We start from the raw sequence: 11,487 nt of genomic DNA, 5'->3' as shown, positions 1-11,487 counted from the left end.
CCTTTATGCCCTCTATTAATTAGATCGGATAAACCTGAGAACCAGCGCCCAGCACTTTACTGTGTGGCGGAACCGACTTTGCCACGACAGCACCCGCACCGATAATTGACCCCTTACCCACTGTGACGCCCGGCAAGATTGTTGCGCCGCCGCCAATCCATACATCATCTTCAATGACTACAGGTGCACCCAACTCTATATAACGACGCCGCTGCTCAAGATCCTTGGCATGGTTAGAGGTATAAATACCGACATGAGGCCCGATAAACACACGGTTCCCGATGTTTATTTCAAACGCATCGAGGAACACCCCATTGGCATTAATAAAAACACCATCACCAATGTTTATGTTCGAACCAAACTCACAAAATAAATTGCCCCACTGTTCAAACCCCTCACCCACTGATCCGAACAGAAGCTTATAAAGCGGCTCCCGACCATCAGGGGTATTGCTGATGGAGGAACACAACGCACGGGCGGTGCGCCTACGGGCAACTAAAGCAGGTTCCGCCGCATCGAATGTCATGAACTCACGCATACGCCACCCTGTACACACGGGCGTAACAGAGAGCACTCACGCCGTGCTGAACGGCAAGTAAACGGGGGCAAACAAGACGATCATTAGTTCCGCGCCCGCCACTACCACCCACAAATAACGCCCACACCTCCCCAATAGCCTGATTCCCTTCAGCCATCATCATCTCCATCTACTATTTATTTTTTAAATATACTTCGGCACTTCTTGAAATTTTTCCACCTTCTACACTCGCCACCAGCGCCTTGCAAGTTTGTTATTACGTCAGTCGTATTGTCATGTCACTGTTTTCAGGGCCTGTTACTTCCGTTCTGGATTGAGTGTGACGACGCCGATGGGCTGCCCATTACGCGTCGCACCTGACCAGCGATGCGCAGGTTGATAAAGGACTTGCTGCTACAGCGCACGACGCTCGGCCAGCACCTCTTGATCCTCGCCGCGATGACGCTGCGCAAGGGGATACGAAGCGGATGCGGCGGTAATGATGTTCCGCTGCCGATACTTTGGACGATCAAAGAGCCGAGGCTTGCGTGGCATAGCCCGCAGTGGGATCACCGGCTGCATTCGATGCCGGTCGCAGTAGTGGGTCACAGATCATGTGAATCTGGGTAGCAAGGCCGCCTCGACTAGGCCCAAAGCATGATCTAGCGGCTCTTCAGTCCCCCTTTTTCCCGATTCCTGAAGAGGCTCGGGTTGCACGTACCGCAGTGGAGTCGATCATCTAGGTGTCCAGATCGATCAGCCCCTCCCGGTTCAATTGGATGTGCAAGCGCTCCAGTATCCGCTCAAACGTACCGTCGTCGCGCCAGGCAGCGCCCGAGCACAGAACTTAGGGAAAGCGGACACTCGATCCAGAGGCTGCTGCCGACATGACCGCGTTACGCACGGGTAAAGGGGCTTGCTCGGGGTGTTGCTGCAAAAAATGCTTGATCGCTTGATCCTGGCGATCCACCACGCATACGTTCACGTCAGGGCTAGGGACGGTGCATTCGCCAAGCGCGAGGGCCCCGCAGTTCAATACCCCGTACACCGCAGCCGGTTGCGCGACGGCCGAGCAGCCGTAGACCATCTCGCCAAGGTAATTGAGCTGCCCTTGGGTGACGGTGAAACGCAGCGGTTTGGAGTAAGCCCCCATGGCCCCGCGACGGTGACCCAGGCGGCTTACTTCATAATCACCGGCAGGTAGCCATGCCGAGTAATCATCCTTGGGTCCCCAGCCATAAGTCTTGCCGCTCTTGATATCGCGAAACTCAAGGTAGGTTCCGTAGGGGCCGCCTTCCAGCAACGCGCCGACCACTAGACCCGCGTTTTGCGCGTTGTAAACAGGCGAATTCAACGCCATTTCAGCTGGCATTGACGAACAACCGGCCAGTAATCCGATCAGGCCAATTGCAAAGATGTTGCGCGAGCCAAACATTCCGCTACCTCGGTGGGAGACAAAGAAAAACCCCAGAAAATTCAGGGACAACAGGCGCGCTGGACGGCGGCGACTGCCTTCTTTAGCATGATGGCCTTTCGCCCACTCGTGCATCAAGGACGATCTATCAACATGTTCTGTTTTTCCCAATGGCGCGTGCGTGGCGCTGTAAGCATTGCCGCGCTGTTACTTGGCGGGTGCAGTTTCAACGGCTCCTATCCGGACGCCAGTGCAACCGATGCGGCGAAGCTGCGCTTTATCAGCAGCAGTGACAGCTCGACGCTCGACTTGTTCGATGCCGAACACTGCGGCGGTCAAACCACGGGGCTGCTCAATAACCTGTTCAGCGCCAATACCCGGCGACGGGCGGACATGAGTGTCGCTGCACCCGAAGACGCCAAGGCCTACTTGGAAGTGCGGCTGCAACCGGGTCATGAGCTATTCGCGCGAGCCAATACCTTAAGCACCGGCAGCGTGTGCACCGTGGGGTTCAACTTTACCCCGCAGAGCGGCGGCGAGTACGAAGCGGACTTCCGCCGAGTAGGTCGCACTTGCCAGGTCACCCTTAGCCGTCTGCGCCAGATCGATGGCAAGACTGTGCGTTCGCCGATCGTGCTGACCAACAAAGGCCTGCCCGCCTGCGCCGGCCACAACCCTATTTTCCCCAAGCCCACCGAAGCACAACCGCAGTCAGCGGAGCGTGCAGCGCTGATCGCGCAGATCGTCGACGCGAGTGTCATCGCGAAAATGAAGCCCGACGCCGAGGATGCCCCTTCAGTCCAGAAAACACTGCTCGACAAATCCATAGCGGAGCGCAAACAGCGCCTCGACTTCAGCCTGCCCGATGCCTATTGGACTGAATATCGGCAGAACCTGGAACAGTTCGCCAATGAGATGAGGGGCACCAAGGCCCGTTCATTGCAGCTGTACAAGGATGACTACAGCAACCGTCTGGGCCTGCTCGACACCCCTGCGATCAAGGAACTGCTGCCCGACAGCGAAACGGCCGACCGTAGCAAGGCGAGGTCGACCAATAATGCAATGCTGGAGCACTACTACCGAGCCCAGCAAGCACTGCTGAAGGAAACACTGAGCGCACATCAGGCACGCATGGCCGACCTGGATCAGCGCTTTGAGGTGTGCAAGCGTTTCGCGGCCTGCTGGCAACGTTGAATCGGGGTCCGGCTTGAAAATACCGAGCGCCGCACGTACGCCGCCTTAGTCCTGACTGGCAGAGGAAGCCCGCTATGTTGAGAATGGCGGGGATTTTCCAAGCGTTTGAAGAACAAAAGCGGAGTAACGACCATGGAATACGACGATAAACTGATCGAAGACGCGGTGCTTGCTCTGTTGGCAGCCTACAGCTCCGACCAAGGTAATGCGTGGAAAGGGTTCGACTTCCAGATCATGAATCGACTGCATGAACAGGGTTTCATCAGTGATCCCGTTAACACAAACAAATCCATCTGGTTGACGGCGCAAGGACTGGAGCGAGGTCGGCAGCTAGCCGACCGGTTGTTCGGGTCAAGGACGCATGCGGGGCAGGTACCCGACTCGAATACCTGACGTCTTCCCGCGTCATAAAATAGCTGAGTTTGTGGATCGCTTACGACACACCCCACTCAAACATCACCTCCAATCCACCGTTGCCGGTCCCCACTGCCCGCCCCGGTAGTTCCCCTTCGCAGCAATATCCGCGACGACCTTGGCCGGTCGCATCAGCGTCCACAACACCTTTGCAGTCGCCTTTGCGGTGCCCGTGACAGGCTGTGATGACGGCGCCATTTTCCACCTCGACACCCAAGCCTCCCTGAGCGACCTACCCAACCGTCCAAGGCCAAAAGCCACCCCGAACGACATGTCCCGATACATAACTCCAGACACACAATTCAACCTGCGTTACTATGCGCCTGGAGTTATAAAGCACCTCTCACCCCGATAAGGAGATGGAGGTGCAAAGCAGAGCGTTGATCAAGGAGCTTGAAGCCGCAGGCTGGGTGCTGGAGCGAGTCACTGGCAGCCATCATCTGTTCAAGCACCCTTACAGGCCCAACACCGTTCCGGTGCCTCACCCGAAGAAGGATCTGCCACGGGGCACGGTCAGGGCCATCAGAAAACTGGCTGAACTGATCTAGCTCCCGCCACCTTCACACCTATTGAGGAGATCCCCGTGCAATATCCCATCTGCATCGAATGGGGCGACGAACACACCGCCACCGGCATCCAGATTCCTGATATTCCCGGTGCTGTCACCGCGGGCGACACCTTCGAAACCGCCTATAGCGCGGCCATCGAGATTGCCCACGTCATGCTCGAAGAGCTAGCCCGAGCGGGGCAAGCCATACCCCTGCCCTCTCCCACCGGCAAGCACCGCGCCAACCCCGATTTCGCGGGCATGGGCTGGGGCATGCTGGAGATCGATATCACCCCATACCTGGGCAAGACCGAGAAGGTCAACGTGACCTTGCCCGGTTATGTGATTCAGCAGATCGACCGTTTTGTCCGCGAGCACAACATCAAGAGTCGGTCGTCCTTTCTGGCCGATGCGGCGATGGAAAAGCTCGGGCGCTAAGCACAGATTCAAGAGCGCAACAGAGCGAACGCAGAACGCGTTTGGGTAGGCGCACGCTGGCTGGCGGAACACTCACCGGTGCCGTATTGATTCGCTCGTTGGCGAGCTTCGCTGGCAATCCAGCGCCTACAGGGGATGGTATTGAGCCGTGGACAACCGGCCTTGTGGCCGATGCCCGCAATCGGCTTGCCATTGAGTTCGGCTTGGGAAAACGCTTCGAGTATCACGCCAGAATGGCGGGTGGCGTCAGCAAAACGAATGGCGTCTTTCATGTTGTGACTCTTTAGGCTGGAGCCCTAATGGCGAGTCGGCCGCGAATCAAATTTCACTTGAATTCAAAGTACTCTTTCATCATCTCAATGGGCTTCATCGGCTCCACTTTCAAGAAACCCAACACCTCAAAAAACCACGACAGGTTATCTCCCAAAACAGCGATATCGTCCTCATCATTCGACAGCAAGCAAATGGCCAGCCGGGCCATCAAGACGTCCCGATCCTGAAACGCTCGCACGGCGCCTTTTTCGTCGATTTTTGCCCACCAGACCGCAGCCTGCGCCTTGCACTGTTCAATGGGAATATCCCCGGCCACATAAGCTTTCGCCAGAAGCAAAGGGTCCTGCTCGCAGTCAGAGAAGTTGATATCCAAGGCCTCCAGAACCTGGATCAAGAATCCGATCTGGTGTTTGAGCGCCGCGCAACTATCAGCTGTTCGAACAATGGAACCCACATTAAATTTCTTAAAATCGAATGCATTCATACATCAACCTTAAAACTGTGCAAAAGATCGCTGCTGGGTGGGTAGAGCGCGTTATGGGGAACAGGCCATTCTCCCAATAAAGGGCCCAGGTCCTGAAACGCTGGCAGTGATTTTGGCCCGATCATCATCGGGGATGCCGACAGCCTGTGGCCGAGTCCCCCTGAGGAGTTGCTCGTCTCCAGGCCGGCCCGGCTCATTCGTCCTGGTCTTGTTCTAACCGGTTGCGCAGTTGGTTCAGCACGCGGTGGGTAGTCTGGATCTCATCGACTTCCAGCCCCTGCGCTAGCTCGTTGATCCAGGGCGCTTGAAGCTTCAATGCCTGATCGAATGCCGCCTTTCCAGCCTCCGTCAGCACCACCAGTTGCGCCCGGCGATGGTGAGGGTTCGGCTGAAATTCCAGCAGGCCATCCTTCACCAGATCGTTGACGATCCGCTGAACGTTCTGCCGATTCGCGCCCATGTCGCGGGCAATCCACGAGACGGGCTGCGCCCGATCGGCAGCGACGATCGTGCCAAGGAGCTGCCAGCGGGCACTGGTGAGACCTATCTCAGCCACCAGGCGATCGCCTGCGGTGAGCATGCGCGCACTGGCTCGAAAGAGCTCGAGGACCAGATCGGTCATGGCGCGTCCAGCGGGGGTGTGGTTTGGTTTTTTCATGCCGCGAACTTTTCCACATTGACACCATGATGTCAATCGAGCTAGTTTTTATCCATCGCACCATCTTGTCATCATGTTTACATCTTGGAGACCGCCATGTTGTCCATTCGCCCGCTTGATTCTGTAGTCCCCATTCATCAGCAACTCCAGTGCAGCGAGTCACCGGTGGTGCTGGTCAACCTGTTCAGCGTCGACGCGGACGATATACCCGAGCTTCTGCGTGCCTGGGAGCTGGATGCCAACTGGATGAAACAGCGTGCCGGTTACATTTCCACGCAGCTCCACCAGGCCATCGGTGGCAGCTGCATGTTCCTGAACTACGCCGTATGGGAGTCGGTGGAGCGCTTTCGCGAAGCCTTCAATCACCCGGACTTCGCCAACGCCCTGGGCCGTTACCCCTCAAGCGCCCTGGCCATGCCCCATCTGTTCACCAAGGTAGCCGTGCCGAACATCTGCACGGCTTGAACACCGCCCCATTGACTGACGGAAAGCGCCCCATGCTCAAACGACTCCACCTCACCGCCAGCCTGCTGGCCCTGCTGTGCATCGCCACGTTCTTTGTCTCGACCCTGCTGGTGGAAAGCATGGGCACCCGACATGCGATCGCTCAGCTCAAGCAACTGATCGTCAGCCCTGGGCTTTGGGTACTGATCCCGGCGATGGCAGTGGCGGGAGCCAGCGGCATGGGTCTGGGCCGGGCACGACAGGGACGCCTGATCGCCTCGAAGAAAAAACGCATGCCCTTCATTGCCGCCAACGGCCTGTTGGTGCTCGTGCCCTGCGCAATTGTGCTCAACCGGTGGGCGTCGGCTGGCAACTTCGACACGGGTTTTTACCTGGTGCAGGTCATCGAACTGATCGCCGGAGCCACCAACCTCACATTGATGGGGTTGAACGTGCGTGATGGCTTGCGTCTAAGCGGTCGGTTGCAGAGGCCCCTGCCTCAGGGCCGGTAAGCCATGCCTTGCCTGGGCCGACGCCTTCGCTGGCAAGCCAGCTCCTACGGAGGCCCAACCACCACACATCTGGCTGTAGGAGCCGGCTTGCCGGCGAAGAGGCCCGTAAGTCATGCGTCGCCTGGGCGGACGCCTTCGCTGGCAAGCCAGCTCCTACATGGGAGGCGATACACACCGCTCCAGCTTCAGGCCGGCCGGCAGGCCGCCGTCGCGCTCTTGATTTTGATCTGAGCGCCCCGTTAACCACGATGGCCGAACGCAGGCATTGATCCGTGGGTAACCCGGCAGGACGCCGGGTTAGCCGCCACCCGGCCAGGGATGGCCGGTGGCGGCGGCCCACGGATCAATGCCGGAGTAAGGGCATGCCGAGCCTAGGCGAGGCACCGAGTGGAGGGGCAAGAGCCTTTGGTTACTTTGGGCTCTTTCCAAAGTGACTCGCCGTAAGGGCGAAACCATAAGCCGCCGCACCCGCAGCAACGGATATGCCCCCCACAAAGAACAAACGCTGTCGAAGCCCCCCACATCATCGTCGACAAGCATGCTTCGCTGACCAGCCAGCCCCCACAGAGTAACCAGACCACCGCAAGGCAAAAAACCACCCTCAAACCTTGAACCGCGCCACCAACCGATTCAGTTCAATCGCCAGATTGGCCATCTCCCCACAAGCACTGGCCGTCTGACTGGCCCCCGCCGAACTCTGAATCGACAACTCACGAATGCTGGTCAGGTTCTGATCCGCCTCACGCGCCACCTGCGCCTGCTCCTCCGAGGCCGTGGCAATCAACAGATTGCGCTCATTGATCTGGGTGATCGCCTGGGCAATCTGCTGGAGCGACACATCGGCATTCTGCGCCACCGAAATCGAGCTGCTGGCCATCTCCGCACTGACGTTCATCGCACTCACCGCCTGGGTCGAATCGGCCTGGATCGCGGTGATCATCTGTTCGATTTCCCGGGTCGACTGCTGGGTGCGGTGGGCCAGGGCCCGCACTTCATCGGCCACCACCGCAAACCCCCGGCCCTGCTCGCCGGCGCGGGCGGCTTCGATGGCGGCGTTGAGGGCCAGCAGGTTGGTCTGCTCGGCAATCGCGCGAATCACTTCCACCACTTTGCTGATGTCCTGAGCCCGGCCAGACAGCGCCTTGACCTGCTCGCCGGTGCTGGCCACGTTGTCGGCCAGGCCTTCGATGGCTTTGAGGGTCTGGGCCACGTTCTCGATCCCGGAGCGGGTGAACTCCATGGACTCGCGGGACGACTGCGCAGCCGCTTCGGCGTTGCGGGCCACCTCGTCCACCGCGGCGCTCATTTCGGTCACGGCGGTGGCCGCCTGGTTGACTTCATCGTTCTGCCGCACCAGCCCGCGGCTGGCATCTTCGGTCACCGCGGTCATTTCTTCCGAGGCCGAGGCCAGCTGGGTGGAGGAATCGGCGATGTGGGCGATGGTTTCCCGCAGGTTGCTCTGCATCTTGGCCAGGGCGGCCAGCAGGCGGCCGGCTTCATCGCGGCCGCTGATTGCGATCTCCCGGGACAGGTCGCTGCCGGCGATGCGCTCGGCCACTGCCAGGGCATCGCCGATGGGCGAGGTGATGCTGCGGGTCAGCACGGTGGCCAGCACCACGGTGAGCACCACCGTCACCCCCATCAGCACCAGTACCAGCGTCAAGCCGCTGCTGTACACCGACGCGGCGGTGATCCCCGCCTGCTTCGCGCCCTCGTCATTGAAGTCCGAGAGCTTGTCCATCTTCTCTTGCAGGATGTTGGTCATCGGGCTGATGCGGGTATTGATCAGGGTGATGGCCGCAGCGTTGTCACCGCTGCGCAACAGCGGCTCCAGCTCGTCCAGCAGCTTGAAGTAAGCCTGCACATCAGTCGCCACCGCCTGGTACAGCTCGCGCTCCGCCGGCCCGGTAATCAGGGGTTGGTACTGGCTGATGGTGCTCTGCAGCGTGTTTCGATAACCACTCAAGGAGGCGATGCGGGTTTGCCGCTGCTGTTCGTCGGTGGTCACGGTGACGCGGATGCTTTCCAGGCGCAGGCGCAAGACGCCGGTCTTCATCTTGCCGATCTCGCGGATGCTGGCCATCCAGTTGGTCTCGACATCCTGTTCCGCGTCTCGCAGCTTGCCCATTTGCAGCACCGCGACAATGCCCAGGGCAAACACCACCAGGACAATGAGTGAGAAAAAGGCGGCAGACCGTGGAGCGAGGTTCATTGTCCGGACGTTCATTTTTTATCTCTCTTGGTGGAGTTGTCGGTACTTCGCTGCTGTCATCCCAGGCTATCGACTGTAGGTCATGGAGCTGCAAACAGCCCGACGACCGGTTGATCGACCTGCAGCTGCCTCGGCGCGGCAGCATCAATCAAGCCAAACCACACTGCTCATGCCGCTGCCACCCGGGCTTTTCCTGGCCTGGGGCCTGAAATACGACATTGAGCCAGCTGCGCGCCCAACGATGATGGCATTTCGTCATTACCTTAAATCCGCACACATCATAAAAACATCCCGCGGGAGTGAATTTTTTGTTGTAGCTGGTGTTGCAAGAGGCTGGCGTATCACCCAGTGTCCTCGACCGCGTCCTGAAACCACCATCAGCCACGTCATACAATGCCGCCCCCCACCTTCTGAAGGATCAGCCATGTCCATCACCAATCCACAAGTCATCGATATCTGGGCAATCCCCAAATCCGAGCCCGACAGCCTGCTGTTGATCATGGTCGACCCCCTCGAATGGGCTGACGAAGCGGCACACAGCGAACACCTGCTCCTGCTGCAAGAGAAGATCAACACCTACATCACCTTTATCGAAAGTGAAGAGATCTACAGCGAAATTCCCGATGCCCGCGGCAAGCGCCTGATTATCCGAGTACTGGGTTTGCACGAACTGCCAGAACAAGTCGATTGGTTTTTCAAACGCATTACCGAGATCCTCAACGAACGCGGCATTGGCTTCGATTTCGAGCTGAAAGTGAACGAAGAGGCTCCCAGCCTGTAGCTCGTCCCCTGCACGCTCCCCCCGATTGAGCAGCGCGCAGGAATACCTCCATCGCCGTACCCGGCGCCTGCGCGCTGAAGGCGCTACGGCCACAGGATCACCTCGCTGCAAACCTTCCCCTGCCCCGCGCCCATGCCTTCCTACGAGCTTGAGATCGGCATGCGCGTGGGCAGCAAACACGACAACGCGTTGCAGATCGTCAAGTCACTGCTGCTGGATTCGATCAAGGAGCATTTTTTCCTGAAGTGAAGAGCAAGTGTTTGCACGTGCGTCACTTGCTTTCTCGTCAAGTCATTGGCCAGTCAATGAAGTCGTGGATGGCCAGTGACGTGGCCATTGATCCGTGATTGTTGGTAGTTTGAAAGTGGAATGACATTTCCCATAACCCGAGAAAGAACAGTGTTAGAACCACCTGGCTTCAGAGCTTTTTTACAAAGTCTAGGACTATTCCTATATCTAATGCTGACGCTCACCCTCAGGATCTTCACGCCAATAAATATTTCCAAGGATTGATCCATGAAAAAAGCGTTCGCATTAATCACCTCAGTTGCTGCACTCACCTTGTCGAGCACCACCATGGCCGCCGATCTCGGTCCAGCCTGCACCGAATACTTCAAGCAGATTGATGAACTGGTGGCAGCCAACCCTCAGGGCGAAGCAATGAAGGCGCAATATGAATCAGCAAAAAAACAAATGGTGTCAATGCCGAGCACGGCTCAAGAGCCAGCGTGCAAGCAAGCATCTGAAATGATGAAACAGGCTATTTCCAATATGCCAGTAAAGAAGTAATCCAATAGACAGGTGTACCAGTTACACCTGTCACCACGACCTCAGCAGTGCCTTTACAGAACCAGTAGAATGAATATTATTATCTTAGTTTCCTGTGTCTTTTGTGTGTATCTGGCCATACTTTACTTCTATATGAAACGCAAAAAGTCCGGCCAACTCGCGCACTTCAAATCTCAGCATTCCGGCGCCCCACTCGATGAAACGCAAAAAAGAGCATTGGCGTTTGGCGGAATTCTATTTAGCAATAGATTTGAAAAAATCCTGAGCATTCTTCCAGAAGACGACTTGAATAAATATATTCTAGGGCTCAAGAACGAATGGGAGATCGAAAGTTCCGAAACGGCAAAAGAAATCTTGATTGAGCTGACCAACCTCTCCAAGAGTAAGGATCTCGATCAGTATATCGAAAGTCCTCCTGCAGAAATCCAAGCCATTCAGAAACGCATCGCAAAAGAACTGGGCATATCACTGGCGACTGTAGAAAATACGAAATCCACTTTTGCCTGGGACACCATGAGAGCGGTGTCATTGGCCAGATGGTGTTACTGGGCGGGTTATCTGACAGAACAAGAAACCTGGGCCTTTATTCACGATGCTGCCCAGACTGCCCGCAGGCTTGGTGCAAGCTGGGAAGACTACACCGTATCCTTTTTGCTGGGCAGAACCATTCACGGCTATGACCTTGACGATATCGGTTCCATGGCTCAATACATCCTCAATGGAAAAGCCAGGGGCAGCCAGGACACTGATATCTATGTGAAGTACTCGTATAAATAAAACAGACAATAAAACTTTGCGTCGGGGACTTCA

At 57.1% G+C, this 11,487-nt stretch carries 15 protein-coding genes and 3 pseudogenes; 9 read left to right on the top strand and 9 right to left on the bottom strand.

Features of this window, described 5'->3' with window-relative positions:
• Positions 1-19: 19 nt before the first annotated feature.
• The 4 genes and pseudogenes from WIN67_RS11415 to WIN67_RS11400 form a co-directional block, all read right to left on the bottom strand.
• On the bottom strand, positions 20-538 hold the full coding sequence (locus tag WIN67_RS11415) for a sugar O-acetyltransferase (protein ID WP_339071257.1): 519 nt from the start codon (positions 536-538) through the stop codon (positions 20-22).
• Positions 539-835: 297 nt separating this feature from the next.
• Positions 836-1,010, bottom strand: a pseudogene (locus WIN67_RS11410) (IS3 family transposase); the annotation flags it as partial.
• Positions 1,011-1,015: 5 nt separating this feature from the next.
• A pseudogene (locus tag WIN67_RS11405) lies at positions 1,016-1,364 on the bottom strand (IS5/IS1182 family transposase); the annotation flags it as partial.
• Positions 1,365-1,952: a hypothetical protein gene (locus WIN67_RS11400; RefSeq protein ID WP_110653710.1), complete on the bottom strand. Its 588-nt coding sequence runs from the start codon at positions 1,950-1,952 to the stop codon at positions 1,365-1,367. It abuts the pseudogene before it with no gap.
• Between the two features lie 12 nt (positions 1,953-1,964).
• Between WIN67_RS11400 and WIN67_RS11395 the strand changes: the two genes are divergently transcribed.
• The 4 genes from WIN67_RS11395 (at position 1,965) to WIN67_RS11380 (ending at position 4,524) form a co-directional block, all read left to right on the top strand.
• Complete coding sequence (locus WIN67_RS11395; RefSeq protein ID WP_339071256.1) at positions 1,965-3,125, top strand: hypothetical protein; 1,161 nt, start codon at positions 1,965-1,967, stop codon at positions 3,123-3,125.
• A 132-nt stretch (positions 3,126-3,257) separates the two neighbouring features.
• The gene (locus WIN67_RS11390) at positions 3,258-3,518 is read left to right on the top strand and encodes a DUF6429 family protein (protein ID WP_253086011.1); all 261 of its coding nucleotides are present in this window, start codon (positions 3,258-3,260) and stop codon (positions 3,516-3,518) included.
• Between the two features lie 386 nt (positions 3,519-3,904).
• On the top strand, positions 3,905-4,087 hold the full coding sequence (locus WIN67_RS11385) for a type II toxin-antitoxin system HicA family toxin (RefSeq protein ID WP_265534557.1): 183 nt from the start codon (positions 3,905-3,907) through the stop codon (positions 4,085-4,087).
• Between the two features lie 35 nt (positions 4,088-4,122).
• A complete protein-coding gene (locus WIN67_RS11380; RefSeq protein WP_102880285.1) occupies positions 4,123-4,524 on the top strand; it encodes a type II toxin-antitoxin system HicB family antitoxin in 402 nt (133 codons plus the stop codon).
• Between the two features lie 8 nt (positions 4,525-4,532).
• Here WIN67_RS11380 and WIN67_RS11375 read toward each other — a convergent pair whose 3' ends face one another.
• The 3 genes from WIN67_RS11375 to WIN67_RS11365 all read right to left on the bottom strand — a co-directional run bounded on the left by WIN67_RS11375 (position 4,533) and on the right by WIN67_RS11365 (position 5,903).
• Positions 4,533-4,796 carry a PAAR domain-containing protein gene (locus WIN67_RS11375; RefSeq protein WP_339071255.1) on the bottom strand — a complete coding sequence of 88 codons (264 nt, stop codon included), beginning with the start codon at positions 4,794-4,796 and terminating at the stop codon, positions 4,533-4,535.
• Between the two features lie 53 nt (positions 4,797-4,849).
• On the bottom strand, positions 4,850-5,281 hold the full coding sequence (locus WIN67_RS11370; protein WP_306398542.1) for a hypothetical protein: 432 nt from the start codon (positions 5,279-5,281) through the stop codon (positions 4,850-4,852).
• Between the two features lie 193 nt (positions 5,282-5,474).
• Positions 5,475-5,903 (bottom strand): MarR family winged helix-turn-helix transcriptional regulator, encoded by a 429-nt coding sequence (locus WIN67_RS11365; RefSeq protein WP_102880283.1) that lies wholly within the window; start codon positions 5,901-5,903, stop codon positions 5,475-5,477.
• A gap of 132 nt (positions 5,904-6,035) precedes the next feature.
• On the opposite strand from WIN67_RS11365, the gene WIN67_RS11360 reads away from it, so the two are divergent.
• Together WIN67_RS11360 and WIN67_RS11355 are read left to right on the top strand one after the other, a co-directional pair.
• The gene (locus WIN67_RS11360) at positions 6,036-6,404 is read left to right on the top strand and encodes an antibiotic biosynthesis monooxygenase family protein (protein ID WP_339071254.1); all 369 of its coding nucleotides are present in this window, start codon (positions 6,036-6,038) and stop codon (positions 6,402-6,404) included.
• Positions 6,405-6,436: 32 nt separating this feature from the next.
• Entirely contained in the window at positions 6,437-6,895 is a 459-nt protein-coding gene (locus tag WIN67_RS11355) for a hypothetical protein (RefSeq protein ID WP_339071253.1), read from the top strand.
• Between the two features lie 601 nt (positions 6,896-7,496).
• On the opposite strand, the gene WIN67_RS31095 is transcribed toward WIN67_RS11355, so the two are convergent.
• Both WIN67_RS31095 and WIN67_RS31090 read right to left on the bottom strand, forming a co-directional pair.
• Positions 7,497-8,285, bottom strand: coding sequence for a methyl-accepting chemotaxis protein (locus tag WIN67_RS31095; protein WP_372859300.1), 789 nt, complete (start codon positions 8,283-8,285; stop codon positions 7,497-7,499).
• Positions 8,286-8,351: 66 nt separating this feature from the next.
• Positions 8,352-9,107, bottom strand: a pseudogene (locus tag WIN67_RS31090) (MCP four helix bundle domain-containing protein); the annotation flags it as partial.
• Between the two features lie 424 nt (positions 9,108-9,531).
• Between WIN67_RS31090 and WIN67_RS11345 the strand changes: the two are divergent.
• The 3 genes from WIN67_RS11345 (at position 9,532) to WIN67_RS11335 (ending at position 11,454) form a co-directional block, all read left to right on the top strand.
• Positions 9,532-9,888 (top strand): DUF6572 domain-containing protein, encoded by a 357-nt coding sequence (locus tag WIN67_RS11345; protein ID WP_339071251.1) that lies wholly within the window; start codon positions 9,532-9,534, stop codon positions 9,886-9,888.
• Between the two features lie 516 nt (positions 9,889-10,404).
• Complete coding sequence (locus WIN67_RS11340) at positions 10,405-10,677, top strand: DUF5339 family protein (protein ID WP_339071249.1); 273 nt, start codon at positions 10,405-10,407, stop codon at positions 10,675-10,677.
• Between the two features lie 69 nt (positions 10,678-10,746).
• Complete coding sequence (locus tag WIN67_RS11335; protein WP_339071247.1) at positions 10,747-11,454, top strand: DUF1266 domain-containing protein; 708 nt, start codon at positions 10,747-10,749, stop codon at positions 11,452-11,454.
• Positions 11,455-11,487 lie beyond the last annotated feature (33 nt).

It is taken from the genome of Pseudomonas idahonensis (assembly GCF_037903935.1).
GTDB classification, from domain to species: Bacteria; Pseudomonadota; Gammaproteobacteria; order Pseudomonadales; family Pseudomonadaceae; genus Aquipseudomonas; species Aquipseudomonas danubii.
Note: the sequence above shows the minus strand (reverse complement) of the source record. Positions and strands in the feature narration are given on the sequence as shown.

Coding starts and splice junctions, on each gene's coding strand:
- WIN67_RS11415 (WP_339071257.1), bottom strand. CDS start 538: ATGCGTGAGTTCATGACATTCGATGCGGCGGAACCTGCTTTAGTTGCC.
- WIN67_RS11400 (WP_110653710.1), bottom strand. CDS start 1,952: ATGTTTGGCTCGCGCAACATCTTTGCAATTGGCCTGATCGGATTACTG.
- WIN67_RS11390 (WP_253086011.1), top strand. CDS start 3,258: ATGGAATACGACGATAAACTGATCGAAGACGCGGTGCTTGCTCTGTTG.
- WIN67_RS11375 (WP_339071255.1), bottom strand. CDS start 4,796: ATGAAAGACGCCATTCGTTTTGCTGACGCCACCCGCCATTCTGGCGTG.
- WIN67_RS11370 (WP_306398542.1), bottom strand. CDS start 5,281: ATGAATGCATTCGATTTTAAGAAATTTAATGTGGGTTCCATTGTTCGA.
- WIN67_RS11365 (WP_102880283.1), bottom strand. CDS start 5,903: ATGACCGATCTGGTCCTCGAGCTCTTTCGAGCCAGTGCGCGCATGCTC.
- WIN67_RS11360 (WP_339071254.1), top strand. CDS start 6,036: ATGTTGTCCATTCGCCCGCTTGATTCTGTAGTCCCCATTCATCAGCAA.
- WIN67_RS11355 (WP_339071253.1), top strand. CDS start 6,437: ATGCTCAAACGACTCCACCTCACCGCCAGCCTGCTGGCCCTGCTGTGC.
- WIN67_RS31095 (WP_372859300.1), bottom strand. CDS start 8,285: ATGACCGCGGTGACCGAAGATGCCAGCCGCGGGCTGGTGCGGCAGAAC.
- WIN67_RS11345 (WP_339071251.1), top strand. CDS start 9,532: ATGTCCATCACCAATCCACAAGTCATCGATATCTGGGCAATCCCCAAA.
- WIN67_RS11340 (WP_339071249.1), top strand. CDS start 10,405: ATGAAAAAAGCGTTCGCATTAATCACCTCAGTTGCTGCACTCACCTTG.
- WIN67_RS11335 (WP_339071247.1), top strand. CDS start 10,747: ATGAATATTATTATCTTAGTTTCCTGTGTCTTTTGTGTGTATCTGGCC.